Below are 26,367 nucleotides of genomic sequence, written 5' to 3'. Positions count from 1 at the left end.
TAACAGGAGTTCTTCGTGATTAAAAGCCGCCACGCGGGGCGGTGGAACAGCCGGTTTCAGGGAGTCAAGGGGCCGCCGACTTTGAAATAGCCCTGCGAAACAGCTGCTCCGGCGGCGCGGGCGCCAACACCGTACGCCGAGAGTCAGCGCTGCAGGAGCTCCCGGATGGCAGCCATTCCCCGGTGCACCTCCCCGAAGCTGGTGCTTAGCGGCGAGAGGCCGATCCGGATGCCCTGTGGTGCCCGGAAGTCCGGAATAACGTCCTGTTCCCAGAGTGCCGCGGTCACGTTCCGGAATGCCGGATGGTCCAGGGTGATGTGGCCCCCCCGAAACGCCGGGTCGCGCGGCGAAGCCAGCTCCACACCCAACGGGGCGAGCCAAGCCTCGTAGACGGCCACGGCGTAGGCGGTCAGTGCCAGGGATTTCTGCCGGATGGCCGCCATGCCGGTTTCTTCGATGAGGTCAAGGGTCCCGCGCATGGCCAGCATTGCGAAGATGGCCGGCGTGCCGCTAAGGAAACCACGGATGCCGGGCGCCGGCTCGTAGCCTGCAGCCATCTCAAAAGCGTCCTTGCGCCCCATCCAGCCCCAGATCGGCTGTTTGAGGCCGGACAGGTGGCGGCCGTTGACGTAGGCGAACGCCGGCGAACCCGGTCCCCCGTTGAGGTACTTGTACGTGCAGCCCGCGGCAAAATCCACGCCGGCGCCGTCCAGGTCCAGCTCCACGGACCCAGCGGAATGGCAGAGGTCCCAGACCACCAGTGCCCCCGCGCTGTGCGCAACCTCCGTGATGGCCGGCAGATCGGCCAGGAACCCCGAGCGGTACGCCACGTGGCTCAAAAGTACGACGGCGGTGGCCGGGCCGGTTGCCTCCCGCACCTGGTCGGGGGTCACCCCCGTTGCCGGATCTGCTTCGATCCAGGTGAGGGTCAGGCCCTCCTCGCGGGCGATTCCTTCCACAAGGTAGCGGTCGGTCGGGAAGTTGTCAGTGTCGAGGACAATCTCGGTGCGGGCAGGATCCGCCACGGCGGCCAGGGCGGCACGGATCAGTTTGTAAAGCACCACAGTGGTGGAGTCCGCGATGATGGTCTGGCCGGGGGCTGCACCGAGGACAGCACGGCCCAGCTGGTCGCCGATGGCCTGCGGCAGGTCCAGCCACTCCTCGTCCCAGCCGCGGATCAGCCGCCCGCCCCAGCCGTCCTGGATGAAGGTGCTGATGTCCGTCACGGTTCGTTTGAGCGGCCGGCCCAGGGAGTTTCCATCAAGGTAGGAAAGGTCAGTGTCCGTGCCGATGAAGAGGTCCCGGGAGCGTGCCAGCGGGTCAACGGCGTCAAGGTGCGCTGCCTGCCGCAGGAGGGCGGCGCCGTCGTGAGTTTCCATCGCCGCCCCGGTAGGGTTGTTCACTGGCCGATCTCCGTCCGTACCGCGAATAATTCCGGGAAAAAGGTGAGTTCAAGGGCCTTCTGCAGGAACGCGGCGCCGCTGGATCCGCCGGTTCCCGGCTTCATGCCGATGGTGCGCTGGACGGTCCGCAGGTGCCGGAACCTCCACAGCTGGAAGTTGTCTTCAAGGTCAACCAGTTCCTCGCAGGCCTCGTACGCTCCCCAGTTATTGGCCGCGTCTTCGTAGATGTGCTTGAACAGCGGTACCAGCTCCGGGCAGAACTCGTGCGCACGGGTAACGTCCCGTGCCAGGACGGACTGCGGCACGTCATAGCCCTGCCGCGCCAGGTAGGAAAGGAACTCGTCGTAGATGCTGGGTGCGTTCAGCAATTCGTCCAGCATGGCGTGGGCGGCCGGATCGGATTCGAACACGGGGAGCATCTTGCGGTTCTTGTTGCCGAGGACAAATTCCATCGCACGGTACTGGCTGGACTGGAAACCGGAGGAATTGCCCAAGAAGCCACGGAACTGGGAGTACTCCGTGGGCGTCAAGGTGGCCAGGACTGACCATTGTTCCGTGAGTGTCTTCTGGATGTGTTTGACCCGGGCTATGCCCTTGAGGGCTGAGCCGAGATCGTCGGCCCGGAGCCAGGCAGCTGCGCTGCGGAGCTCATGCAGCACCAGCTTCAGCCACAGTTCGGTGGTCTGGTGCTGGATGATGAACAGCATTTCGTCGTGGTGCTCGGGATTGCTGACCGGCTGCTGTGCGTTGAGAAGAACGGGCAACTGGAGGTAGGACGCGTAGCTCATCCGGGAACTGAAGTCGCGGACGATTCCTTTGTCAAGCTTCCGGGTGTTCTTTTCAACGGTCACTGCGCTGCCTTTCTTATGCTCGAGGGCCGCCGTTGATTGCCGGTGGGCCGGGTCAGCGCCTCGCCAGGAGATCGTGGGCCTGGATGACGTCCAGGCGCATCTGGTCAATAAGGGCCTCAGGCCCACGGTAGGCCACCATGCCGCGTAGCCGCGCCACAAATTCCACAACTACTGTCTGGCCGTACAGATCGAAGTCCTCCACGTCTTCGTGCGGGCGGTCGATCACGTGGGCTTCGACCTGTCGGCTGACGCCGTCGAACGTCGGATTCGAGCCCACCGAGATGGCAGCAGGCCAGCGGGTACCCGCCTGGTCAACCAGCCAGCCCGCGTAAATTCCGTCTGCGGGGATGTACCCGCTGGCGTCGTGGGCGAGGTTGGCCGTGGGGAAGCCGAGGTCACGGCCGCGGGCCGCCCCATGCACTACTTCGCCGCGCATGCGGTGCGGACGGCCCAGCACTGAAGCAGCTGTGACGACGTCGCCTGCCTGCAGCGCTTCCCGCACCCAAGTGGAGGAACAGCGGCGGTCTGTACCGTCGTCGTGATGCAGCGGGTAGCCTTCCGAGCCGAACTCGCTGATGACCTGGACGTCGAAATTGAACTTTTCGCCCAACCGCTTCATCGTGTCAAGGTCACCGGAGTTTCCGCGGCCAAACCGGGCATCATGGCCGATCACGACATGGCTGGCGTGGAGGCTGTCCACGAGAACCTGGCCCACGAATTCCTCGGGGGTCAAGCTGGCGAGGTTGAGCGTATACTTCATCACCAGAACGGCGTCCAGGCCCAGCTCGCCCAGCGCCACCAGCTTGTCCGCCAGGCCCATGATCATCTCGGGCGCGGACTCCGGCCGGTGAACCAAGGCGGGGTGCGGATCAAAGGTCACAGCCACGGTTTTAGTCCCGTTAAGGCGGGCGGAGCGGATGAGCTCGGAGAGCACTTGCTGATGGCCCCGATGGACGCCGTCAAAGTTGCCGAACGTGACGACGGAGGGACCAAAGTCCGCCGGGACCTCGGAGGGATCGTTCCAGATGTAGACCATCAACCTCGCCTTTTACTGCCTGCAATGACATCGCTCCGAACGCGCCGGCGCCGGAACTCTCTAAGATTACCCGCATTCGGCGTCGCTGCCGGACGGCACGGAGAGAGCGGACGCCAGCGGCAAATCTCCCCAGAGCGTCCCTAGTGTTGGGCAGGGCGCCAGACTACGATTCAAGGGCAGACCTCCCGCGGCATGCCCGTGTGCGCGGCGCAGGTTGACACCGCCGACGGCGAAAAAATAGTCGGCCACGTATTCGGCGGCCAGCAGGACTACGTGGCAGCGCAACTGGCAGGTACCTCCGGCCTCGGTGGCGTCGGCGGGGACCTGATCCGCAAGGCCCTGCCCATCCTGGCGCCGATCGTCATGTCCTACCTTGCCAAAAGATCTTCGGCCAGGGCGGGCAAGGCGCCGGCGGGGCAGGGCAGGCCGGCGGAGTTGGCGGCGGGCAGGCTGGCGGCATCGACCTCGGCAGCATTCTGGGCGGAATCCTCGGCGCAGGTGCCGGGGCCGGTGCCGGTGCTGGTGCTGGTGCTGGTGGAAATGCCGGAGCCGGCCAGCAGGGTTCGGTGTTGGACAGTATGCTGGGCAGTCTGGCGGGCAGTTCGGTGGCGGGACGGGGGCAGGCGCACCGGTAGACTCACCGGCCGCCTCGCCGGTTAGCCAGGGCCCGGACGGGGCTCAGCAGCCCGGACTTCAGCGCCCGCCCGGGCAGCGCTCAGTCCAGCCCGATGAGGCCATCCAGATTGATCTGCCCGAAGGGAACCTGCACAGCGGGAACCCGACAAGGATGGCGGCCTGGGCAAACTGCTCGGCTGTCTGTTCGGTAAGAAGTAAGGGCTAGGGCTGGACGCTGGCCGTGCCGGTCGGGCGCTGGCCCGGCCGGCGGCGGTACAGCCAGACGAGCCCCAAGATGGGCAGCAGCAAAGGAATAAATGCATATCCGCGGCCGAAAAGCGACCAGACTGTTTCGTGCGGGAAGGCGACCGGATCGACGACACTCAGCGCCCCCACCACGATGACTCCCACGAGTTCCACCAGCACCGCGACCAGCGAAACCTGGAACGAGGTGCGGCCGGCCTTGGCCAGGGAAACGGTGGCCACAAGATAGACAACCGCCGCGAAGGCGGACAGCAGGTACGCCAGTGGAGCGTCGGAAAACTTGGTCAGGATCTGGTAGCCGGCCCGGGCGGTGGCTGAGATGGCGAACACCGCGTAGAAGGCAATCAGGAGCCTGCCCGGCCCGGTGTTGCGCGTGTCCTTCGAGGAGACGGATGAGTTGTCCGGAGACGTTTCGGGACGAGGGGCTTTCACGTTGCGGGCTTCTTCCATTTCAGTACCAGATCTGGTTCATTCGGGCGGCCATCACCAGGGCGGTGACACCGACGGCTGCGAGGACAAAGTTGCTCCAGCGGGTCCGTTCAAGGATGGACCAGTAGACTGCGGCCGGCGGCAGGAGCATTGCCGTAGCCAGGTAGCCCCAGAACTCCCAGGCTTCTCCCGCGATCGGCTCGCCGGCGATGACCCGCACAATGGAACCCACCAAGTAGACGATGAGTGCCAGTTCGACGGCGGCCACCGACAGGATGGTGATGTCGTTGGGAGCCTTCCTGAGGATGCCGGCAACCAGGCAAATTCCACTTGAGAGCAGGCCGACCACAAGAATGAGGTAAAAAAAAGCATCCATGCCTAGACGTCCCCGGCGGCGGGTAGTGCCGTCCCAGTGTTGCCGGGCGCGAACACCAGCACCGGCTTGGCGAAGGTGCCCACATCAGCCAAGAGCGCCACCAGGTTGCCGTCCGGCGCAAACGCCGCAGCAGGATGTTCCACGGTGGCCGCCGCTGGGCTGCCCGTGGCCGCGCCCGCAGCGATTCGACGGCCAAACGAAATCTCGGTGGTTTCCTCGGCCGTGAGTTCACGGTTTGGCATCAGTGCCCGCGCGGCCTGGGACATTTCCAGGACCTCAAGCTCTTCGGCCAACTGCTCGAGAGTCCGGGCCTGGTCCAGGGAATAAGGACCCACGTGGGTGCGCCGGAGTGCCGTCAGGTGTCCACCCACCCCCAGCCCGTCGCCGAGGTCGCGGGCCAGGGCCCGGATATACGTCCCGGAGGAACACTCCACCGTGACGTCGAGGTCTAGAACATCGCTGCCGTGCCCGCGCCTGATCGCATGCACTTCAAAGCGGTGGATGGTGACAGGGCGGGCCGCGAGCTTCACTTCTTCACCGGAGCGGACCCGGGCATAGGCGCGTTCACCGTTGACCTTGATGGCGCTTACGCTGCTGGGCACCTGCTGGATCTCACCCGTCAGGGCAGCGACGCCGTCGTGGATTGCTCCGTCCGCGACGGCGGCGGCGCTGACGGCGGCAATTACGTCGCCTTCGGCGTCGTCCGTGATGGTGGACTCGCCCAAGCGGATGGTGGCCGTATACGTTTTGGAGGTGCCCACGATGTAGGTGAGCAGGCGCGTGGCCTTGTTGATGCCAACCACCAAGACACCTGTTGCCATGGGGTCGAGGGTTCCGGCATGCCCCACTTTCCGGGTTCCGGCGATGCGCCGCATCCGACCAACCACATCGTGGCTGGTCCATCCCTGCGGTTTGTCCACTATCACCAGTCCAGAAAGCACGCTCCCCAGTATATCGGCGCCGACGCCGGGACCAGCCCAGGTGCGTGGGCGGCGGTTAGGATGGCATGCATGCCTGAGCTTGCCGCGCACGTGCCCGACGTCCCCGTCAACCAGATCCGCGAAATCACCGAGGCTGCCTGGTGTACTCCTGGCGCCATTATCCTCAGCATCGGCGAACCCGCTTTCCCGCTGCCCCGCCACGTCCTGGACGCCGGCATGGCCTGCCTGGACCGGGACGAGACCAACTACACACCCAACGCCGGTATCCCGGCGCTTCGCGAGGCCTTTGCAGCCCGGTTCCGTGAACGCGCCGGACTGGACCAGGACAGCATTGGCGCCGACCGCGTCTACGTGGTGGACGGCGCCCAGCAGGGATTGCACTTTGCCATGAGCCTCCTGCTCTCCCCGGGTGATGAGGTGCTGATCCCGAATCCGGGCTATCCCACCTTCGCCATGACCAGTCGGCTCCTGAGCGCCGTGCCGGTGGGCTACCCGCTCTATCCGGACCAGGACTTCCAGCCCCGGATCCAGGACATCGAGGCGCTCATCACGGACCGGACCCGCGTGCTGATCCTGAACTCGCCCTCCAACCCGCTGGGCGCCGTCCTGGGTGAGAACCTGACCCGGGAACTGGTGGATCTGGCCCGCCGGCACGACCTCTGGATCATTTCCGACGAATGCTACGAGGCGTTCACATACGATGTGCCGCACGTCAGCCCGGCACGCTTCGACAGCAATGTCCCCGGCGAGGCACGCGTCTTCACCTCCCTGACCTTGTCCAAGACGTATGGCTTGACCGGCCTGAGGATCGGCGCGCTGGTCTGCCCGCCGGGCTTGGAGCGGACCATGAACAACGTCATGGAAGCGATCGTCTCCTGCGTGGCCTCGCCCTCGCAGTATGCGGCCCTCGCGGCCCTGACCGGTCCGCAGGACTACGTCCGGGAGGCGCATGAACACTATCGGGCCAACAGGGACGCGGCTGCCGCTGTCCTGGCAGCCAAAGGTATTCCATTTTTGAGTGCTCAAGGTGCGTTTTATCTCTGGGCCGATGTGTCCCACGCCAGCGACGGCGACGTACGGGCCTGGACCCGCAGGTTCCTGGCTGACTCCGGCGTGGCGCTGGCGCCGGGCACGGCCTTCGGCTCCATCGGGGAGGGCTGGGTGCGGATTGCGCTGTGTGGTAGCCGGCCGGAGCTCGTCGAAGGCATCGGCTGTTTGCCGCAGCGAAATTAGAACCCGCTTTTAGACTCGGCCCGCCAGCGCCGAATCGAGCCAGGACCGCAGGGCCTCGGCTGGTGCTGCCCCTGCCTGCTTGGCCAGCACCTTGCCGCCATCCATGACCATCAAGGTGGGAATGGCCTGTACATCGAACCGGCCGGAAAGCCGCGGTGCCCGGTCAACATCAATCTTGACGAGCTTGATCGCTCCGGCCCGTACGGTCGCCAGCTTGTCCAGGACCGGACTGACCATCCGGCAGGGCCCACACCAGGCCGCCCAGAAATCAACCAGCACAGGTACTGGGGATTGCTCGGCGACGGCGGCGAAGTCGTCGTCCCCGGCAGCCGTGATCCACGGCAGCCCCAGCTTGCAGTTTCCGCAGCGGGGACGGCCGGTAGCCGCTGCCGGGACGCGGTTGGTCTTGCCGCAGCTTGGGCATTTAATCAGGGCGGGTTCCACGGGTGCCTCCGGGGTCAGTATGCTGTGCGTTCCGTATAGGTGCGCCACGCGTCGAACGGGGCGTCCGACGTCGGAATTGCCTCGTGTGCCACCGGCAGCAGCTCAGGTCTGGTGCCGTTGAAGTACTCATAAAACACGGCGTCGTCGAAACCGGCAGCAGCGGCGCCATGGCGGTCTGCTGCGAAGTAGACGCGGGAAATCCTCGCCCACAACGCGGCCGACAGGCAGAGCGGGCACGGCTCACAGCTGGTAAAGAGCACGGCGCCGCTCAGGTCGAAGTTTGAGGTGGCGGCGGCCGCTGCCCGGATGGCCACCACTTCTGCATGGGCGGTTGGATCGTTGTCCCGGGTGACCCGGTTTGTCCCTGCGTGGACGCGGCCATCCGGGGTCACCACCAGCGCGCCGAAAGGACCACCTCCGTCTGCAACATTGCGGATGGCCAGCTCAACGGCCTGTTCCAGGTAACGGGTGGCATCGTTACTATTGCGCGCCTGAGTCATAGCTAGATCCTAGCCATGACTCGCGGAGTGCGGCGTCAAAATAGGGGGGTCAGAAAAGGAATTTCCATCGACGGTGCGCATCCAGAGGACTAGTCTGGCGCCCGGGGGTTGTATGAATCCATTATTACTTTGGTCTCATTGCCCAACCCGTCCGCGGGGTGGTGCACCTCAATTCCGGAGGACGCAATGAAGAAGAAGTTTCCCATCGTCGCGTGCCTGGCCGCAGCGGCGTTAGTCATTCCTATCGGGCCGGCCGCGGCGGGCTCTTCAGCACCAGAACCTGAGATCCTCGCCTCCGGGCTGCTTTCGCCTCTGAGCCTGGCCGTCAGCAGGGATGACACCGTTCTGGTCACCCAGAACTTTGCGGGCCGATTGGACCGCGTGGAGAACGATGGCCAACTGGCCAACGTTTACACGAAGGCCAACTGGGACATTTCGGGCGTAGAAACGCGACGCGGGACTACGTATTTCGTGGAGAGCGTGGGCGCCGGCGGCGGTAATCCTGGTGCGCTGGAGGGCTATCTGAAGTCCATCGACAAGTCCGGAAACGTACATACCATTGCGGATTTCGCCGCCTATGAACGCACCCACAACCCCGATGGCGGCCAGGAGTATGGCTTTGGTTCGGACGTTCCGGCCGACTGCCTGCAGCAGTGGCCCGCCTTCCCGCCGGCCCGGTACACGGGACTCGTCGATTCGCATCCCTATGCCACAGCGGTCAACGGCTCGGATGTCTATGTTGCTGACGCCGGTATGAATGCCATCCTCAAGGTCGACACGGAAAGCGGTGACATCTCGACGGTCGCTGTCCTGCCGCCACAGCCTGCGGTGATTCCTGCCGGTACCAAAATCCCGACAGACATGGCCGGTGGAACCGTGGAGGTCCCTGCCTGCGTGGTGGGCCTTGAGTACGCCTTTGAACCCGTTCCCACCGATGTGGAGTTTGGCCCTGACGGCTGGCTGTACGTCTCAACGCTTCCCGGCGGCCCCGAGGATCCGTCCCTCGGCGCCCGCGGCGCGATTTTCCGCGTAAATCCATGGACCGGACAGACACTGCTGTGGGCGGAGGACATCCTGAGCCCCACCGGCATCGCGGTATCCGAGAGCGGGGACGTCTATGCAGCGTCGATGTTCGGCAACGAGATTGTCAAAATCGATGCTTGGACCCGTGAGCAGTCGCAGTTCCTGGCCGTAGACGGTCCGGCTGCCGTGGAGCTGAGGGGCGACACCCTCTACGCCACGGCGGGCTTCAGCTTCACAAGCCCCGCCCCGGCTGGAACGGTCCTGAAGGTCAGCATCCGCTAGGTCCTGCGGGCCGCAAGCCCGGCAGACCAAGGAAGCCCGGACCGCAAGTGCGGTCCGGGCTTTCCCACTGCTGAAGGCCAACGTTTGCAGAAGGCCAGTGCTCAGACGGTTACTTGTTGGCGTCTTCGTCGAGGTCTTCGTCGTCGCTGAGGTCGATGTCCTCTTCGTCGAAGTCGTCCTCGTCGATCTCCACATCGGCTGGGACGTCGCTCTTGTACGGGTCAACGTCGCCAGCGTGCTTGGCATTCTCAGCCAGCGCGGCCACCTCAGCGTCGCGCTTCTTGGCTGCCCGGAGAAGTTCCTCGAGGTTTGACGCGGTAACCGGGATCTGGTCTGCCACAAACTCCAGCGTCGGCGTCAGGCGGACGGTAACGTTGCGCCCCACCTCCTGGCGGAGCACACCCTTGGCCTTCTCCAGTCCCTTGGCGGCCTCCGCCTGGACAGTCTGGTCTCCGAGTACGGTGTAGTAGATCGTGGCGTGCTGCAGATCATTGGTCACGCGGGCATCCGTAACAGTGATGCCCTCCAGCCGAGGGTCCTTAACCTTCCGGCCAAGAGCCTCTGCAACAACAACCTTGATCCGCTGCGCCAATTTGGCAGCCCGTGCGGGATCAGCCATTTCCACTCCTAAATATTTGGGATGTACGACGGCGGCGCGGCAGTTGGGCAGTTAATGAGCCCCTGAGGTGCCACGCGCCTCTGGTGAGTTTACGACGATGCCGGAGAGTTTTGGGGGCGCCCGGGAGTGGCATCGGGCCTACCGGAGCTGGGCGGCACAGGATCGCAGATCCCGTGCCGCCCAGCGTAGGGGCGGGGCGCCCCCAAAACTCGGAGGCTCCACACAAAGCGAAGCAACGAACCTTAGGCGCGCGGCTTCTCGCGCATCTCGAAGGTCTCGATGATGTCGCCTTCGGTGATGTCGTTGAACGAACCAAGACCGATACCACACTCGAAGTCCGTGCGGACCTCAGTGGCGTCGTCCTTGAAGCGCTTGAGCGTCTCAACGGTGAGGTTGTCACCGATGATCTTGCCGTCGCGGCTGATGCGGGCCTTCGTGTTGCGTCGGATGATGCCCGAGCGGACGATGGAGCCTGCAATGTTGCCGAACTTGGAGGAACGGAACACTTCGCGGACCTCGGCGGTGCCCAGCTGGACCTCTTCGTACTCCGGCTTGAGCATGCCCTTGAGGGCCATCTCGATGTCATCAATTGCTGCGTAGATGACGGAGTAGAAGCGCATGTCCACGCCTTCGCGGTCTGCCAGTTCGGCAACCCGCTCGGCAGGCTTGACGTTGAAGCCGATGATGACGGCGCTGTCGACCGTCGCCAGGTTGACGTCGTTCTGCGTGATGGCACCAACGCCGCGGTGGATGACGCGCAGCTGCACGCCATCGCCCACGTCGATCTTGATCAGCGCGTCTTCGAGGGCTTCCACGGCACCGGACACGTCACCCTTGAGGATGAGGTTGAGGGTGTCGATCTTGCCATCGGCCACGGCCTGGTCGAAGTCTTCCAGGCTGATGCGCTTGCGGCGCTTGGCCAGGGCGGCGTTGCGGTCGGCTGCTTCACGCTTCTCGGCGATCTGGCGGGCGGTGCGCTCGTCACCGGTCACGAAGAAGGTGTCACCGGCGCGCGGCACGTTGGACAGACCCAGAACCTGCACGGGGCGGGACGGGCCGGCCTCGGTCAGTGCGCTGCCGTCGTCATCGAACATGGCGCGGACGCGGCCGTGGGCCGTACCGGCCACGATCGTGTCACCGACCCGCAGCGAACCGGACTGCACCAGGACGGTGGCCACGGAACCGCGGCCCTTATCCAGGTTGGCTTCGATCGCGATACCGCGGGCGTCCTTGTTCGGGTTGGCGCGCATGTCCAGGGCGGCGTCTGCGGTGAGCAGGACGGCCTCGAGCAGCTCGTCAATGTTGAGGTTCTGGCGGGCAGAGACCTCCACGAACATGGTGTCGCCACCGTATTCTTCGGGAACCAGGCCGTACTCGGTCAGCTGGCCGCGGACCTTGTCCGGGTTGGCGCCTTCCTTGTCGATCTTATTTACGGCCACCACGATCGGCACATTTGCTGCCTGCGCGTGGTTAAGGGCCTCAACGGTCTGCGGCATAACGCCGTCGTCCGCTGCGACCACCAGGATGGCGATGTCGGTGACCTTCGCGCCACGGGCACGCATGGCGGTGAACGCCTCGTGGCCCGGAGTATCGATGAAGGTGATCTTGCGGTCCTGGCCTTCGTGGGTGTGCGTGACCTGGTAAGCACCGATGTGCTGCGTGATGCCGCCGTGCTCGCCCGCCATGACGTCGGACTTGCGGATGGCATCGAGCAGGCGTGTCTTACCGTGGTCGACGTGGCCCATGACGGTGACAACCGGAGGACGTGCCTCGAGGTCTTCGTCGCCTTCGGCTTCGAGTTCTGCTTCGAAGTCGATGTCGAAGGTGGAGAGCAGCTCGCGCTCCTCGTCCTCCGGCGACACGACCTGGAGCTTGTAGCCAAGCTCCTCGCCGAGCAGTGCGAAGGTTTCCTCATCCAGTGACTGGGTGGCTGTGGCCATTTCGCCCAGGTGGAACAGGACGGTGACCAGTGCTGCGGGGTTGGCCTCGATCTTGTCGGCAAAGTCCGTGATGGACGAACCGCGGCGGAGCCGCACTACAGTGTTGCCGTCGCCGCGAGGTACGCTCACGCCACCCAGCGACGGGGCACTCATCTGCTCAAGTTCCTGGCGCTTGGCGCGCTTCGACTTGCGCTGCTTGCCACGGCCTGCGCCGCCCTTACCGAAGGCACCCTGGGTGCCACCGCGACCGCGGCCACCCTTGCCGAAACCGCCGCCGGCCGGAGCACCGCCACCGGCACCGGGAGCGCCGCCTGTACCTGGAGCGCCACCCGGACGTCCGGGTCCACGGGCTCCGCCACCGGGACGTCCAGCACCAGCCGGTGCGGGACGCTCAGTGCGGTTGGGCATCATGCCCGGAGTCGGACGGTTTCCACCGGCACCAGCGGGACGTGGTGCACCCGGGCGGGGTCCACCTGCACCGGCAGCGGGACGGGGCCCACCTGCACCAGCTGCGGGACGCGGACCACCGGGACGGGGGCCACCTGCACCGGCTGCGGGACGCGGACCACCGGGACGGTCGCCGTCGGGACGGCTTCCACCGGCGCGGGGCATACCCTGCGAGGGAGCGAACGGGTTGTTACCCGGACGCGGGGCACGTTCTCCGTCGCCACCGCGACCTCGGGGCATGCCCTGGGACGTGGCGAACGGGTTGTTACCCGGACGGGGACCGCCGGGACGCGGTGCAGAGCCACCCTGCGTTGATCCGCCCGAGCGGGACGGCGCAGCCGGGGTTTCAGCCCTGGGTGCCGGACGGGCACCCGGCTTGGCGCCGGTGGACGGGGCACTTGCGGCCGGAGCTGAAGCAGCAGGCGCTGCGGCTGCCGGGGCTGCGGCGGCGGGAGCTGCGGGTGCAGCCGGAGCTGGCGCAGCAGGCGCTGCCGGAGCTGCGGCACCGGCCGCTGCCGCGGCTGGTGCTGCCGGCGCCTTGGGGGCTGCCGGACCCGGGGCAGGTGCTTGCGGACGTGATTCTGCCGACGGGGCAGCCGTCTTGGGCGCGGCTGCCGGAGCTGCGGCCTTCGCCGCGGCGTCGGGGTAGGCGTTGCGGAGTTTCCGCACCACCGGGGCCTCAATGGTGGAAGAGGCAGAGCGAACGAATTCGCCCAGTTCCTGCAGTTTTGTCACTGCATCTTTGGAAGTAATACCGAGCTCTTTAGCGAGCTCATGTACGCGGACCTTGGCCACATTTCTCCTGTCTCGGTCCGCACCGAGCCAGGCACGAACCGTCTACTTCTTACTGCGGGCCCCAGCCGCGGTTGCAGCTGAAGGGCCCATTGCAGAGCGCAACAAAGTTGTCATCGTTGCGCACTCATCGCTGGGAACTCATCGGGTTTCCATCAGTTTTCTGACCCGCTTTCAGGTTGGACGGTTGTTGCCGCAGCTACCGGAGGCATCTGCAGCGGGCCGGCGGCCTGCTCACCTGCCAGGATCCAGCGTTCGACGGCGGTGGCCCCGGTTGCGCCGTGGAGGGCCCTTCCGAATGCTCGCCGTTTGACCGCAAGGGCCAGGCACGTTTCGCTGGGATGCAGCCATGCACCCCTGCCAGCCATCCGGCGTCGTTCGTCTACCAGCACTGCGGTGGAACCGCTGCCTTCGGCGACGAGCCGGAGTAACTCTGACCGCGAAGCCTTTTTCCGGCATCCGATGCAGGTACGCTGCGGTTGATTCTCGCTGTGCTGATTGGCGCTGTGAAGCACTTCTGCCACGGTGAGCATCTTCCTGACGTTCAAGACTGCCGGCCTCAAGGCCCCCAACCGCAAGTAAGCGGAGCGGGAACACTCAGGGCACACGAATACCGGCCGTTAGGCGCGGTCAAGGTCTATTCTAGCCCCTCGGGGCCGTTCTACCCGAAACCGGTGCGTCGACCCAAGGTATGGGGCCGTTGGCCGACGCGCCGGACACGGCTCAGCTTCGCGGCGCGGCGGCGTCCGAGACGATATCGATGCGCCATCCGGTGAGCTTGGCAGCCAGACGGGCGTTCTGGCCTTCCTTGCCGATGGCCAGGGACAGCTGGTAGTCCGGAACCACCACACGGGCGGAGCGGGTGGCTTCGTCGATGACCGTGACGGAATTCACGCGCGACGGCGACAGTGCGCTGGCGATGAACGTTGCCGGATCCTCACTGAAGTCCACGATATCGATCTTCTCGTCGTTCAGTTCCGTCATGACGGCGCGGACGCGTGAACCCATTTCGCCGATGCAGGCACCCTTGGCGTTGATGCCCGGAGTGTTGGCCTTCACAGCGATCTTGGTCCGGTGACCGGCCTCGCGGGCCAAAGCGACTATCTCGACCGAGCGGTCCGCAATCTCCGGGACCTCCAGCTCGAAGAGCTTCCGCACAAGGCCCGGGTGTGACCGGGACAGCGTGACGGACGGGCCCTTGGTGCCGCGGTGAACATCGATGACCAGGGCACGCAGCCGGTTGCCGTGGGTGTACTTCTCCCCCGGCACCTGTTCGGGCGGCGGCAGCAGGGCCTCGACGGTGCCAAGGTTGACCTGGATCATGTGCGGGTTGTTGCCCTGCTGGATCAGGCCGGCCACGAGTTCACCCTCACGGCCCTTGAACTCACCGAGGATGTTGTCGTCCTCGACGTCGCGCAGGCGCTGCAGGATGATCTGGCGGGCGGTGCTTGCAGCGATCCGGCCAAAACCTGAGGGCGTGTCCTCGAACTCGCCGATGGGGGCGCCGTCGTCGTCGATTTCCACGGCCCAGATGGTCACGTGGCCGCTCTTGCGGTCCAGCTCCGCCCGGGCCTTCTCAAAGGCGCCGGGCGACTTGTGGTAGGCCACCAGAAGCGCCTGCTCGATGGTGGGAATCAGAAGGTCCAGCGGGATTTCGCGCTCACGCTCCAGAAGTCTCAGCGCGCTCATGTCAATATCCATCAGGCCTCCTCAGAAGGTCCATTGTGTTCAGGTTCCAGACCAGCTTCTTCAAGGTGGCTGAATTCGATCTCGACTTTTCCGTTGCGGATCCTGTCGAAGGGAAGTTTCAGGGGCTCGCCCTGCTTGGGCTTCATGCCCTTCTTGACGGCGATCTCGGGGACGAGTGTCACGCCGGATTCGTCCACTGACTGGACCCTGCCGGTGACGTTTTCGCCCTGGATGACGTTTATCTTGACCAGGCGGCCCTTGGCCCGGTGCCAGTGCCTCGATTCGGTCAGCGGACGCCCGACGCCCGGGGAGGACACTTCGAGGTCGTAGGGCCGTCCGTCGTCGGCAGGATCATTGTCAAGGACGTCCGAAAGGACTCTCGAGATATCCGCAATGACATCCAGATTCACGCCGCCGGTTTCCTCCTGCGGCAGGTCCACCACCACGTGGACCACCCGGTGCGAGCCCGGGACGATGGAGACATCCTCGAGGTAGAGCCGGTTGGCCTGGACCGAGGGTTCCAGGAGGGCCCTGAGCCGGACGGCTTCAGGATTATGGGCGGGCGCAGCAACAGCGGTACCCGATCCGGTCGGGTCTGATGAAGCCGTGGCTTCTGCATTACTCACGATGCCGGCCGCCTTCCAATAGATGATGTTGTGACTACTAGAATAGCGATTTTCCGGCCGCAGTGGTGCACGGAGATGCCCCCAGCCGTGACAACATGGTCTGTTGTGAAAGACGACACTCAGGAAGCTGGCCACCGTGGACGCTATTTCCGGTACGCCGTTTTCACGCTGGCCGCACTCCTGGTGGTGAGCCTGGGATTTGTCCTGATCCCCCGCGAACCGGCTGCTCCCGCACCGCCGCCTTTTTCCGAGCAGGCAAGGGCTGCTGCGTTCTCCGACGCCGTGGATCTCAGGGCCGCGGGCAGTGACCTTGAGGGCCGGGCCGGCGGCACGTTGCCGGCCGCCGATTCCGTTGAAGTATCCGCTGCCGTAAGCCGCGCTGTGACTTTGCTGACTGTGCATGCCCGGGCCTTGATGCTGCCAGCCGATCCCTCCCTTAGCACCCCCGCCCTGGCGCCGTCTTCTGCGCCGGCCCCCCGGCCGTCCACTCCGGCGGACCTCGCCGCCGCCCTTCACTCAAGTGGTGTCCAACGGCTCAATGACGCGGAAACGACCGACGGCGGCATGGCCCGCCTGCTCGCCGGCGCCGGTATTGCCCAACTCTTGGCCGCAGGGGAGCTCGCGGCGGCCGCTGGTGTTGAGGTGGACGCTCCGGTCAGCACTCCCCTGCCCTCTGGCGCCCCGACGCCTCCCACAGGCTGTACCGCGACGGCGACGGCCGGCAGCGCTGGGACCGGCAGCTCGGGTTCCGGCAGCACCGGTGCTGACCTTGCCTCATCCTTCTCAGCTGTCCTCGAGGCCGAGCAGGAACTGGTGTACGCCTACCAGGCCGCACTAAACCGCCTTAACCCCGCGACAGTTGCGCCGGCGTCGGGCTTTCTCGCCGAGCATGAAGACCTCCGCCGCGAGGCAGCGGCCATGGGCGTTGCCCATTGCGCCGCCATGCGTCCCACGCCCGCCGGCTACGCGCTGGACGAAGCGTTCCTGGCAGACCCGGCACGCGCCCTGGGATCGCTGGAGGCTGGCACGCTTCCGGCCTACGGTGATCTCATTGCCCTGAGTGACGGGGCCGACCGGGCGTGGGCATTGTCGGCCCTTCAATCGGCAGTCCGCAGGACAACTCACTGGGGTGGCTCACCCGGCCCGGTTCCCGGTGCGGTCCTGGACGAATCACGGCTCCCGCTGCTACCGGAGTCGGCGCAGGCACCCGGTCCAGCGGCAACCAGGGCAGCTCAGTCCTGACCGGCGCCCGGGGCCTGTTAGCCCTGCCCGGCCACCATCTAGTGGCCAGTCACCGGCACTAGTGATTTGCTGGAGGAATGAACACTGCGGCCGCCCCCTCCTTCCATGAAGATGAACCCCACCACAACGACATTGCGCAGCGCCTGAATTGGCTCCGCGCCGGTGTTTTGGGTGCCAACGACGGCATCGTTTCCGTCGCCGCGATAGTAGTGGGCGTGGCCGGCGTCACCACCGAGTCTGGACCCATCCTGGTGGCCGGAACCGCCGGACTGGTGGGCGGTGCGATCTCCATGGCCCTGGGCGAATACGTGTCGGTCAGCAGCCAGAAGGACAGCCAGGAAGCCCTGATCGAAAAGGAACGCCGGGAACTGCAGGAGCAGCCAGAGGAAGAGCTGGAGGAACTCGCTGCGATCTACCAGGGCAAGGGCCTGAGCGCTGACACCGCCAGAACGGTGGCCAGGGAGCTGACAGCCCACGACGCACTCGGAGCACACCTGTCTGCTGAACTGCACATCGACGAGACCGATATTGTGAGCCCCTGGCATGCTGCCCTTGCTTCCGCAGTTGCCTTTGTGGTGGGCGCCATCCTGCCCATGCTCGCCATCCTGCTGCCACCGGAGGGCATCCGGGTTCCCCTCACCTTTGTGGCGGTGCTGGTTGCTCTCGCCGCCACCGGGGCGCTCGGCGCCTGGATCGGCGGCGGTTCGCAGTGGAGGGCGGGCGCCAGGGTGGTGGTGGGCGGAGCCATTGCCCTGATTGCTACGTTCTCCATCGGCAACCTGCTGGGTGCAAGCGGGATCGTGTGAGCCTTCCGGGCGCTGTGCCGATCCCGCCTGCCCTCAGCGTGCGGTACAGCCGCGACAGCACAGGACGGGCATGGCTTTCGTCGCTGCCCGGACTGATCCAAGGGCGGCTGGAGCATTGGGAGTTGGCTGTTGACCTGGCAGCAGGTGCATCGCCTTGGTGTGGCCACGGCGCCGTGGTGGTCCCCGTCCGCCTGTCGGACGGGACACCTGCGGCCCTCAAGGTCGCCTTTCCGCACGACGGGGCCAAGGCCGAACGCCACGCCCTGGCTTTGTGGGGCGGGGCCGGCGCCGTCCGTTTGTTGGAGTCCGACGGCGGAACGTGCGCCATGCTCCTCGAGCGGCTGGATCCGGGCTCCTCGCTTCAGGCTGTTCCGCTGGATGAGGCGGCGGCAGTCTGGGGCAGCCTCATGCGGCAGCTAAGCCTCGTACCCGATGAACGGCCAGCATGGCAGGAGTTCGACCATATCGCCGGACGCGCAGAACAGTGGAGCGATGACCTGCCCTCCGACTGGGAACAGCAGGGCAGGCCCTTCCCGCGGTGGCTGCTCGAAGCTGCCCTGGAAGTCTGCCAGACCCGCGGCGCCGTAGGCCGCCGCTCCGGCCGTGACGTCCTGGTGCACACGGATTTCCACTTTCTGAATATCCTGGCCCGGCCGCAGGCGAGCGGTGCACCGGGCGCAGTTGCACGGGGCGCCGTTGCACGGGGCGCAGCCGATCAAGGCGCCCGGGCCGGCGCCGACGGCATGAACTTCGTGGCCATCGACCCGCAACCCATGATCGGTGAACCCGAATTCGCGGTGGCACCGTTGTTGTGGAACCGCCTCGGCGATCTTCCGCGGAGCGATCCCGCCGCAGGGCTGCGCCAGCGCTGCAGGGACTTCAGCGCCGCCGCGGGCCTTGACGCTGAGGCTGCACGCCAGTGGGCGGTGCTCCGGGAAGTGGAAAACGCCCTCTGGTAAGCGTCCCGGCCAGGCCATCAAGGTGATCTGGCGAGGTCGCTCTGGGTGGCCAGCACGCTAGCCGGCCGGACCCTCAAAGGCCTCCCCGCCGTCCATTACCTGCCCGAACCGGGGCAGGCGGACCGCTGACGGAAGCTTTCCGTGGCGGGTCGGGCTGGGAACCTGATCAGGGGGCCGGACCGCTGCAAAAAGCAGAGCTGACCGCCTCCACTACAGTGCCAATATCGTCCGTGTCAGTGCTCCAGTTACCTGCATGGTACGCCCGGCCTGCCGGGGCCGCGAGGGTTCGCCCTACCCCCTGTCAGGCGAAGTTTTCCTGCCAGACATCGAAGCCGAGCTTCATGATGAGGGCGCCCACCACCAGCAGGAAAACGATCCGAATAAACCCGCTCCCCTGCTTCACGGCGGTCCTCGCGCCAAGGTAGCCACCTGCCATGTTGGACAGGCCCAGCACCAGGCCCACGCCCCACAGGAGTGAGCCGTGGGGCAGGAAGAACAGCAGGGCCCCTCCGTTGGTGGCCATGTTCACGATCTTGGCCTTGGCGCTGGCTTCGAGGAAGGCGTACCCCATGGCCGAGACGAGCGCGATGATGAGGAACGAGCCGGTGCCCGGGCCGATCAGGCCGTCATAAAAACCGATCACCGCGCCGATCAGACACGCCACGACGTAGTGGGTGCGGCCGTCATGGCGCAACAGGGTTACGTCACCGACGTCGGGTTTGAGTGCGGTGAAAAGTGCGACGGCGACCAGCGCGGCCACGATGATCGGCTTGAACACACTCGCCGGGAGGGTAGCCGCCAGCACAGCGCCGCCGAAGCTGCCGGCCAGGGCGATCACCGCCATGGGGATGGCTGTCCGAAGGTCCGGTTTAACCCGCCCGTAGTAGGTCACCGCACTTGTGGTGGTGCCGAGAATCGACCCCATCTTGTTGGTGGCCAGCGCCTGGACTGGAGTGATTCCGGGGACCAGCAGAAGGGCGGGCAACTGGAGCAGGCCGCCGCCGCCCACCACAGCGTCCACCCAGCCAGCGGCGAATCCAGCCACCACGAGCAGGATGATCGTGGTGAGCTGGATCGACTCGAACCCGGAAACCATTACCGAGAAAGGCGCAGCATCAGCTGCGGACTGAAGTGACCACGTAGTCAACGGCCTTGTCCACGGCTACGTTCTCCGCTTCGCCGCTGCGGCGGTCCTTGATCTCGACGACGCCGTCCACCAGTCCGCGGCCGACGGCCAGGATGGTGGGGACGCCTACCAGTTCGGCGTCACCGAACTTGACGCCCGGGGACACCTTGGGGCGGTCATCGTAAATAACGTCGAGCCCGGCGGCTTCGAGTTCGAGGGCGAGCTTCTCGGCGGCCGCGAAGATTTCCTCGCCACGGCCCACAGCCACCACGTGGACATCGGCGGGGGCGACAGCGCGCGGCCAGACCAGGCCCTTGTCATCGTGGTTGGATTCAGCCAGGGCAGCAACAGCGCGCGTGACACCAACACCGTAGGAACCCATGGTGACCACCACCTGCTTGCCATTCTGGTCCAGGACCTTCAGGTCGAGGGCTGCGGCGTACTTGCGTCCCAGCTGGAAGATGTGGCCCATTTCGATTCCACGCGCGGTTTCCAGGGGACCGGAGCCGTCCGGGGCGGGATCGCCCGCGCGCACCTCGGTAGCCTCAATAACGCCGTCCCAGCCGAAGTCGCGCCCGGCCACGAGGCCGAAGACGTGCTTACCGGCTTCGTTGGCCCCGGTGATCCAGGTGGACCCGCTGACAACACGGGGATCGACAAGGTACAAAAGCTTGGCCAAACCTTCGGTGCCCAGCAGTGGCGCGCCCAGGGACAAGCCAGGCCCAAGGTAACCCTTGACGATAAGGGGCTGCTTCTTGAGGTCCTCTTCGTTAGCAGCTTCCAGTCCGATCTCGCCTCCGATGGGCAGGAAGGAACCGATGTTGGCTTCTACGCGCTTCAGGTCCACACCGCGGTCTCCCGGCACACCGATGACCACAATCTGGCGCTCACCGGTGGGCAGGGTGACGGCGAGGACCACGTTCTTGAGAGTGTCAGCACCAGTCCAGGCGCCGCCGTCGGCCTCTGCCCGCGGAGCGAGCTGGTTGGCGGCCGCCACAAGCGTCTCAATGGTGGGCGTGTCCGGGGTATCCAGGACCTCTGCGGCGGGCGCGCCGCTGAAGTCGATGTCCGCGGGAACCACCGTGGTGACAGCCTCGACGTTGGCGGCATAGCCACCGGCCGAGCGCACAAAGGTGTCTTCGCCAACCTCAGTGGGGTGCAGGAACTCTTCGCTCTTGGAGCCGCCCATCGCGCCGGCGGTGGCGGTTACCGGAACAACTTCCAGGCCCAGGCGCGCAAAAATCTTCAGGTAAGCGCCCCGGTGGGCGGCGTAACTGGCGTCCATGCCGGCGTCGTCAACGTCAAAGGAGTAGGAATCCTTCATGATGAATTCGCGGCCGCGCAGCAGGCCAGCGCGCGGGCGTGCCTCATCGCGGTACTTGTTCTGGATCTGGTAAATGCTCAGCGGCAGGTCCTTGTACGAGGAGTACAGGTCCTTGACCAGCAGGGTGAACATTTCCTCGTGCGTGGGCGCCAGCAGGTAGTCGTTGCCCTTCCGGTCCTTGAGGCGGAAGATACCCTCGCCGTATTCCGTCCAGCGGTTGGTGGCCTCGTAGGGTTCCTTGGGCAGGAGCGCCGGGAAGTGGACTTCCTGGGCGCCAATGGCCGTCATTTCCTCGCGGATGACCTGCTCCACCTTGCGCAGGACGCTGAGCCCGAGCGGCAGCCACGTATAGATGCCGGGCGCCGCACGCCGGATGTAGCCGGCCCGGACCAGGAGCCGGTGGCTGGCCACCTCGGCATCGGCGGGATCTTCACGCAGGGTGCGCAGGAAAAGCTGGGACATTCTTGTGACCACGGGTCGGTATCCGTTTCTGGGGGAATGGCTGCTCAAAAAGCAGAGCCGGGCAATTCGTCTGGGTACTAATCTACCGGCAATCCAGACCGCAACCGGAGGCGGAACGTGGTGCAGGGGCCACAGAGGGCCGATGACCTACGGTGCGGCAGGACCGGGGCGGACGCAATAGAGCCACGCCTGGCGGCCCAAGCCCCTGGCCGTAAACGGCTGGTCGTTGCATCCGGGAGTGGCTCCACGGCCGTTGACGCCTGGGTACTGGTGAGGACTGGTACGACAGCCCACCCACTCCAGCGCAGCCAGGTCGAACCTAAGTGAGAGCGGACACGATGACAAGGGTTTCTCCATTCGAAGTTTATTGACGGCCCCTCCCCGCGGGTTTAGCTTTAATTCATCATCTGATGAATTAAAGTAATTACCGGCATTCGGAGGCATTAATGTCCCACGTTGCAGCAACAGCGCCGGGCCTGGAACCAGTCCAGGCAGTGGCCGCCAAGTCCCTCCGCGTCACGCGAGGAAAGCTTCCCGTCCTGCTCGGCCTGGACTTTGGCATCCCGGCGGCCCGGATCACCGGACTGCTGGGCCCGTCCGGCAGCGGCAAGACCACCCTCATGCGGGCCATCATGGGCGTCCAGGCGCTCACTTCAGGGTCCGTCCAGGTTCTGGGGCTTCCCGCCGGGCATCCTGACCTGCGGCACCGGGTGGGTTATGTAACGCAGTCCCCCAGCGTGTACCCCGACCTGACCGTGGAAGCCAACGTCCGCTACTTCGGGGCCATGCACCGCAAAGGCCGCGCCCAGGCAGCGGAGGCAATCGCCGCCGTCGGGCTTGAACCGCAGGCCCGGCAGAAGACCGCAGACCTCTCCGGCGGACAGCTCAGCCGGGTATCGCTGGCCTGCGCCCTGGTGGCCCAGCCAAGCCTGCTGGTGCTCGATGAGCCAACAGTGGGCCTTGATCCGGTCCTCCGCGCCGATTTGTGGGACCGGTTCAGGTCCATGGCCGAGTCCGGGACAACCCTGCTGGTCTCCAGTCATGTGATGGAGGAAGCAAGCCACTGCCATTCGCTCCTACTACTGCGGGAGGGGAAGCTCCTGGCGCAGCTGACGCCGGCCGAATTGAGCGTGCGCGGGCGCAGCGCCGATCTGGAAGAGGCCTTCCTGCACATGATCCAGGATGCTGGTGAAGCGCCGGCGGGCCCTCCTGGAAGGCATGCCGGTTCACGAGAAGGGCCAACCGGTGCCCCCGGAAGACCGAGTGGTTCACCAGAACAGCCGCGCGCCGCCACCGAACAGCCTGGCACCTCCACTGAACGGATCGTGCGATCATGAACCTGATGATGATGCTGGCCACCAACCGTCGGGTCCTGGACCAGCTCCGGCACGACCGCCGAAGCATCGCGCTGATCCTGGTGGTTCCTGCCCTGCTGCTGACAGCGGTGTACTTCCTCTACGAGAATGAGACGCTGCCGCCCGGAGTTCCCAGGACGTTCGATCGTGTGGGCCTGATGATGCTGGCGATCTTCCCGTTTGTGGTGATGTTCCTGGTCACCTCAATCACGATGCTGCGCGAACGTACCTCCGGCACCCTGGAGCGGCTGTTGACCACCCCCATCCACAAGGCGGACCTGCTGTTCGGCTACGGGCTGGCGTTCTCCATCATGGCGGCCCTGCAGTCGCTGGTGGCCACGGCGGTTGCGTATTGGGTTTTCGGCCTGGACATCCAAGGCAGCCCGGGATTGGTGGTGATGATTGCCGTTATCAACGCGGTTTTGGGCGTGGCCCTGGGCCTGCTCTGTTCGGCGTTCGCGAGGACCGAATTCCAGGCCGTGCAGTTCATGCCGGTGGTAGTGGTGCCCCAGATTCTGCTGTGTGGCCTCTTTGTGGCCCGCGAGAGGATGAATGAGGTCCTGGAGGCAATCTCGAATGTCCTGCCGTTGACGTTCTCGGTGGATGCGCTGCAGGAGATCGCTACTAACACGGAGCCCACTGAACAGCTGTGGATGGACGCGGGAATCATCGCGGCGATAGTCCTGCTGGTCCTGGTGCTCGCGTCATTGACGCTTCGGCGGCGGAGCGCGTGAACGGCCGGCCAGAACAGGTCGGCGGGCAGCCTGCGCTTGGGAGCGGCCGGCCAGAACAGGTCGGCGGGCAGCCCGCGCTTGTGAACGGGCAGCCCGCGAGTGGGAGCGCACCGGCGCGGCGGGGCAACGGACCTGCCGATCCAGGCAGCGCAACTGGCCCCGGCAGACGGGGCCGGCGCGGCGGGGCAACGGAGTCGCGGGCACAGATTCTGGACACAGCTCAGCGGCTTTTCGCTGAGCACGGGTTTGAAGGGACCAGCCTCCGCCAGATCGCTCGGGATGCCGGGGTTGATCCCGCCATGGTCCATCATTTCTTCAGGGGCAAGGACGAGCTGTTTGCGCTGAGCGTGGCACTGCCGGCCGACCCGGACGAGGTCCTGGCGGGCGTTAACGGCCATCCTCCGGAACAGCGGGCTGAGGCGATTGTCCGGGCGGTGCTTCGGCTGTGGGAGAGCCCGGCGCAGCACAGCCTGGTGGCGTTCCTGCGCGGAACCATTGGTTCGAAGGCCAAAACCATGCTGCTAAGGGAACTGGTGCAGCGCGCCATCCTCAGCCGGGTCATGGCAGGAGTACCAGGGCCGCCCGGGGAGGTAGCCATGCGCGGCAACCTCGTGGCTACCCAGATGGTGGGTGTCATGCTGGTCCGGTATGTCATGCGGCTCGAACCACTCGCGTCCGCATCCCCCGACGACGTTGTCCGGCTCGTGGCCCCGAACGTCCAGCACTACCTGACAGGCGAGCTGACAGAGCAGGCCTGACGGGGTGAACTGCCAGGGCCAATCGGATAGCGCCGGGCCCCGGAAGCTAGAACAGGACTGTGGCGAACGTGCCCACCTGGCGGAAGCCCACCCGCTCGTAGGTGGACCGCGCGCGGAGGTTAAAGCCGTTGACGTAGAGGCTGGTCACCGGAGCAAAGGCACGGGCCTTTTCCACCACTGCTGCCATGTAACCTGCGCTCAGCCCCTGCCCGCGGTAGCCGGGGTTCATCCAGACGCCCTGGATCTGCGTGACTTCGGCGGTAACGGCTCCGAGCTCGGCCTTAAACACCACGTCACCGGACTCATTGACGTGTGCCAGCGAATGGCCTTGCCGGATCAGGCCCTCCACGCGGCGGCTGTAGAACTCTTTGCCACCGAGGAACGGTGAGTAGCCCACCTCCTCTTCGAACATGGCTGCACAGGCAGGCAGGATGCGGTCAAAATCGGCCAGCCGGCCCAACGCCAGATCCGCGTTCGGCTCCACCGACGGTGGCCCGCAGAGAGTCATCAGCGGCTGCTCGTCCCGCACCTCGTGGGCAGCGTGACCGCGCTCGGCCAGCTCCGCATGGAGTGCCAGTACCGAATCTGCCGGACCGAAGGCCGAGGCAAATCGGCGGCCGGACGCGCTGGCCGCTTCTGCCACCAGCCCGGCAAATCCGGGGTCCAGCTGGACCGGGACCAGGTTGGCTCCCGCCCAGCACGCACCCAGCAGAGTCCCGTCGTCGAACACGCCCAATACTCCGGCGCCGCCGGTGGTGGCCGCTGCCGACCCCACCGCCCTGAGATGGGCGAGGATAAAGACATTGGCTACCGGGTCCTGCAGTGCGAGGCGCCGGAGGGCAGGGGTGTCAGCGCCGGAAAGCGCACGGACAGTGACCCCCTCCGGCGCGGCGCCCTGTTTATGAGACGCTAACCACGGGGCTACCTTTGACAGCATCTTCGCGATCGGCCTCCCCCATCTCCTCAGCAATGCGCATGGCCTCTTCGATCAGTGTCTCAACAATCTGGCTCTCAGGCACAGTCTTGATGACTTCGCCCTTCACAAAGATCTGGCCCTTGCCGTTGCCGGAGGCCACGCCGAGGTCGGCTTCACGGGCTTCCCCGGGTCCGTTCACCACGCAACCCATCACGGCGACGCGCAGCGGGATCTCCATGCCTTCCAGGCCGGCGGTGACCTGCTCGGCGAGAGTGTAGACGTCCACCTGGGCGCGGCCGCAGGACGGGCAGGAGACGATTTCCAGCTTGCGCGGGCGCAGGTTCAGGGACTGCAGGATCTGGTTGCCCACCTTGATTTCGTCCACCGGCGGCGCGGAGAGGGAAACCCGGATGGTGTCGCCGATTCCCTTCGACAGCAGCGCACCGAAGGCGGTAGCTGATTTGATGGTTCCCTGGAAGGCCGGCCCGGCTTCAGTGACCCCCAGGTGCAGGGGCCAGTCGCCTTTTTCGGCCAGCATCTCGTAGGCAGCCACCATGATCACGGGGTCATTGTGCTTGACGGAGATCTTGAAATCGTGGAAACCGTGCTCCTCGAACAGCGACGCTTCCCAGACTGCCGACTCAACGAGCGCCTCAGGGGTGGCCTTGCCGTATTTTTTGAGGATGCCAGGTTCCAGGGAACCGGCGTTCACGCCGATGCGGATGGACGTGCCGTGGTCCTTGGCGGCGCGGGCGATTTCTTTGACCTGGTCGTCGAACTTGCGGATATTGCCCGGGTTCACGCGCACTGCCGCGCAGCCGGCTTCAATCGCGGCAAAGACATACTTCGGCTGGAAGTGGATGTCCGCGATCACCGGAATCTGGGACTTGCGCGCGATGATGGGCAAAGCCTCCGCATCATCGGCGGACGGGCAGGCGACGCGCACAATGTCGCAGCCGGACGCGGTCAGTTCCGCAATCTGCTGCAGCGTGGCGTTGATGTCCGTGGTGGGGGTGGTGGTCATAGACTGCACACTGATGGGCGAGTCCGAGCCGACTCCCACCGAGCCCACCTTGATCTGGCGCGTCTTGCGGCGCGGGGCAAGTACTGGCGGTGGTGCTGACGGCATTCCCAGGCTGACCGAGGTCACATGGACTCCTTGGGTAGGTGTTTCG

25 protein-coding genes and 1 pseudogene are annotated in these 26,367 nt (G+C 65.5%); 9 read left to right on the top strand and 17 right to left on the bottom strand.

Features of this window, described 5'->3' with window-relative positions; translation table 11 throughout:
- Window positions 1-143: 143 nt before the first annotated feature.
- The 3 genes from kynU to ABIB45_RS07950 are packed head-to-tail and all read right to left on the bottom strand — an operon-like array spanning window position 144 to window position 3,290.
- Window positions 144-1,379, bottom strand: coding sequence for a kynureninase (kynU, locus tag ABIB45_RS07960; protein WP_354215369.1), 1,236 nt, complete (start codon window positions 1,377-1,379; stop codon window positions 144-146).
- Between the two features lie 20 nt (window positions 1,380-1,399).
- The gene (gene kynA / locus ABIB45_RS07955; RefSeq protein WP_354215342.1) at window positions 1,400-2,254 is read right to left on the bottom strand and encodes a tryptophan 2,3-dioxygenase; all 855 of its coding nucleotides are present in this window, start codon (window positions 2,252-2,254) and stop codon (window positions 1,400-1,402) included.
- Window positions 2,255-2,306: 52 nt separating this feature from the next.
- Window positions 2,307-3,290 (bottom strand): bifunctional riboflavin kinase/FAD synthetase, encoded by a 984-nt coding sequence (locus ABIB45_RS07950; protein WP_354215341.1) that lies wholly within the window; start codon window positions 3,288-3,290, stop codon window positions 2,307-2,309.
- A 198-nt stretch (window positions 3,291-3,488) separates the two neighbouring features.
- On the opposite strand from ABIB45_RS07950, the gene ABIB45_RS07945 reads away from it, so the two are divergent.
- A complete protein-coding gene (locus ABIB45_RS07945; protein WP_354215340.1) occupies window positions 3,489-3,950 on the top strand; it encodes a DUF937 domain-containing protein in 462 nt (153 codons plus the stop codon).
- 177 nt (window positions 3,951-4,127) lie between these two features.
- Here the strand turns inward: ABIB45_RS07945 and ABIB45_RS07940 are convergent, their stop codons facing one another.
- The 3 genes from ABIB45_RS07940 to truB are packed head-to-tail and all read right to left on the bottom strand — an operon-like array spanning window position 4,128 to window position 5,915.
- Window positions 4,128-4,619 (bottom strand): hypothetical protein, encoded by a 492-nt coding sequence (locus ABIB45_RS07940; RefSeq protein ID WP_354215339.1) that lies wholly within the window; start codon window positions 4,617-4,619, stop codon window positions 4,128-4,130.
- 1 nt (window position 4,620) lies between these two features.
- Window positions 4,621-4,974: a hypothetical protein gene (locus ABIB45_RS07935; RefSeq protein ID WP_354215338.1), complete on the bottom strand. Its 354-nt coding sequence runs from the start codon at window positions 4,972-4,974 to the stop codon at window positions 4,621-4,623.
- A gap of 2 nt (window positions 4,975-4,976) precedes the next feature.
- On the bottom strand, window positions 4,977-5,915 hold the full coding sequence (truB, locus tag ABIB45_RS07930) for a tRNA pseudouridine(55) synthase TruB (RefSeq protein ID WP_354215337.1): 939 nt from the start codon (window positions 5,913-5,915) through the stop codon (window positions 4,977-4,979).
- A gap of 69 nt (window positions 5,916-5,984) precedes the next feature.
- On the opposite strand from truB, the gene ABIB45_RS07925 reads away from it, so the two are divergent.
- Entirely contained in the window at window positions 5,985-7,148 is a 1,164-nt protein-coding gene (locus ABIB45_RS07925; RefSeq protein ID WP_354215336.1) for a pyridoxal phosphate-dependent aminotransferase, read from the top strand.
- Window positions 7,149-7,157: 9 nt separating this feature from the next.
- On the opposite strand, the gene trxA is transcribed toward ABIB45_RS07925, so the two are convergent.
- Together trxA and ABIB45_RS07915 are read right to left on the bottom strand one after the other, a co-directional pair.
- Complete coding sequence (gene trxA / locus ABIB45_RS07920) at window positions 7,158-7,592, bottom strand: thioredoxin (protein ID WP_354215335.1); 435 nt, start codon at window positions 7,590-7,592, stop codon at window positions 7,158-7,160.
- Window positions 7,593-7,606: 14 nt separating this feature from the next.
- Window positions 7,607-8,092 (bottom strand): nucleoside deaminase, encoded by a 486-nt coding sequence (locus tag ABIB45_RS07915; RefSeq protein WP_354215334.1) that lies wholly within the window; start codon window positions 8,090-8,092, stop codon window positions 7,607-7,609.
- 186 nt (window positions 8,093-8,278) lie between these two features.
- On the opposite strand from ABIB45_RS07915, the gene ABIB45_RS07910 reads away from it, so the two are divergent.
- Entirely contained in the window at window positions 8,279-9,397 is a 1,119-nt protein-coding gene (locus ABIB45_RS07910) for a ScyD/ScyE family protein (RefSeq protein ID WP_354215333.1), read from the top strand.
- A gap of 109 nt (window positions 9,398-9,506) precedes the next feature.
- Here ABIB45_RS07910 and rbfA read toward each other — a convergent pair whose 3' ends face one another.
- From rbfA to rimP, 5 genes are all read right to left on the bottom strand, one after another.
- On the bottom strand, window positions 9,507-10,016 hold the full coding sequence (gene rbfA / locus ABIB45_RS07905; protein ID WP_354215332.1) for a 30S ribosome-binding factor RbfA: 510 nt from the start codon (window positions 10,014-10,016) through the stop codon (window positions 9,507-9,509).
- A 242-nt stretch (window positions 10,017-10,258) separates the two neighbouring features.
- The gene (infB, locus tag ABIB45_RS07900; protein WP_354215331.1) at window positions 10,259-13,198 is read right to left on the bottom strand and encodes a translation initiation factor IF-2; all 2,940 of its coding nucleotides are present in this window, start codon (window positions 13,196-13,198) and stop codon (window positions 10,259-10,261) included.
- 152 nt (window positions 13,199-13,350) lie between these two features.
- Window positions 13,351-13,728, bottom strand: coding sequence for a YlxR family protein (locus ABIB45_RS07895; RefSeq protein WP_354215368.1), 378 nt, complete (start codon window positions 13,726-13,728; stop codon window positions 13,351-13,353).
- A 190-nt stretch (window positions 13,729-13,918) separates the two neighbouring features.
- A complete protein-coding gene (nusA, locus tag ABIB45_RS07890; protein ID WP_354215330.1) occupies window positions 13,919-14,896 on the bottom strand; it encodes a transcription termination factor NusA in 978 nt (325 codons plus the stop codon).
- On the bottom strand, window positions 14,896-15,510 hold the full coding sequence (rimP, locus tag ABIB45_RS07885; protein WP_354215329.1) for a ribosome maturation factor RimP: 615 nt from the start codon (window positions 15,508-15,510) through the stop codon (window positions 14,896-14,898). The genes nusA and rimP overlap by 1 nt, the downstream gene beginning before the upstream one ends.
- Window positions 15,511-15,615: 105 nt before the next feature.
- On the opposite strand from rimP, the gene ABIB45_RS07880 reads away from it, so the two are divergent.
- The 3 genes and pseudogenes from ABIB45_RS07880 (at window position 15,616) to ABIB45_RS07870 (ending at window position 18,646) form a co-directional block, all read left to right on the top strand.
- Window positions 15,616-16,752 carry a DUF4439 domain-containing protein gene (locus ABIB45_RS07880; RefSeq protein ID WP_354215328.1) on the top strand — a complete coding sequence of 379 codons (1,137 nt, stop codon included), beginning with the start codon at window positions 15,616-15,618 and terminating at the stop codon, window positions 16,750-16,752.
- Between the two features lie 77 nt (window positions 16,753-16,829).
- Complete coding sequence (locus tag ABIB45_RS07875) at window positions 16,830-17,558, top strand: VIT1/CCC1 transporter family protein (RefSeq protein WP_354215327.1); 729 nt, start codon at window positions 16,830-16,832, stop codon at window positions 17,556-17,558.
- Window positions 17,555-18,646, top strand: a pseudogene (locus tag ABIB45_RS07870) (aminoglycoside phosphotransferase family protein). Before ABIB45_RS07875 ends, ABIB45_RS07870 begins: the two are co-directional and overlap by 4 nt.
- A gap of 172 nt (window positions 18,647-18,818) precedes the next feature.
- Here ABIB45_RS07870 and ABIB45_RS07865 read toward each other — a convergent pair.
- Complete coding sequence (locus tag ABIB45_RS07865; protein WP_354215367.1) at window positions 18,819-19,613, bottom strand: sulfite exporter TauE/SafE family protein; 795 nt, start codon at window positions 19,611-19,613, stop codon at window positions 18,819-18,821.
- Window positions 19,614-19,632: 19 nt separating this feature from the next.
- The gene (locus ABIB45_RS07860; RefSeq protein ID WP_354215326.1) at window positions 19,633-21,441 is read right to left on the bottom strand and encodes a proline--tRNA ligase; all 1,809 of its coding nucleotides are present in this window, start codon (window positions 21,439-21,441) and stop codon (window positions 19,633-19,635) included.
- A 434-nt stretch (window positions 21,442-21,875) separates the two neighbouring features.
- Here ABIB45_RS07860 and ABIB45_RS07855 point away from each other — a divergent pair, with 434 nt between their 5' ends.
- Genes ABIB45_RS07855 through ABIB45_RS07845 form a run of 3 tightly spaced genes read left to right on the top strand, consistent with a single transcriptional unit; the run spans window position 21,876 to window position 24,276 of the window.
- Window positions 21,876-22,766, top strand: a complete 891-nt coding sequence (locus ABIB45_RS07855) for an ABC transporter ATP-binding protein (RefSeq protein WP_354215325.1) — start codon at window positions 21,876-21,878, stop codon at window positions 22,764-22,766.
- A gap of 8 nt (window positions 22,767-22,774) precedes the next feature.
- Window positions 22,775-23,518 (top strand): ABC transporter permease, encoded by a 744-nt coding sequence (locus tag ABIB45_RS07850; protein ID WP_354215366.1) that lies wholly within the window; start codon window positions 22,775-22,777, stop codon window positions 23,516-23,518.
- The gene (locus ABIB45_RS07845; RefSeq protein WP_354215324.1) at window positions 23,434-24,276 is read left to right on the top strand and encodes a TetR/AcrR family transcriptional regulator; all 843 of its coding nucleotides are present in this window, start codon (window positions 23,434-23,436) and stop codon (window positions 24,274-24,276) included. The genes ABIB45_RS07850 and ABIB45_RS07845 overlap by 85 nt, the downstream gene beginning before the upstream one ends.
- Window positions 24,277-24,322: 46 nt before the next feature.
- Here the strand turns inward: ABIB45_RS07845 and ABIB45_RS07840 are convergent, their stop codons facing one another.
- Together ABIB45_RS07840 and ispG are read right to left on the bottom strand one after the other, a co-directional pair.
- A complete protein-coding gene (locus ABIB45_RS07840; protein WP_354215323.1) occupies window positions 24,323-25,213 on the bottom strand; it encodes a GNAT family N-acetyltransferase in 891 nt (296 codons plus the stop codon).
- Complete coding sequence (ispG, locus tag ABIB45_RS07835) at window positions 25,176-26,342, bottom strand: flavodoxin-dependent (E)-4-hydroxy-3-methylbut-2-enyl-diphosphate synthase (protein ID WP_354215322.1); 1,167 nt, start codon at window positions 26,340-26,342, stop codon at window positions 25,176-25,178. The genes ABIB45_RS07840 and ispG overlap by 38 nt, the downstream gene beginning before the upstream one ends.
- Window positions 26,343-26,367: the final 25 nt, after the last annotated feature.

Origin of the sequence: Arthrobacter sp. UYCo732, from assembly GCF_040547265.1 — a bacterium.
Lineage (GTDB): Bacteria > Actinomycetota > Actinomycetes > Actinomycetales > Micrococcaceae > Arthrobacter.
The sequence above is the reverse complement of the archived record's forward strand: the minus strand, read 5'-3'. Positions and strand labels throughout refer to the sequence as shown.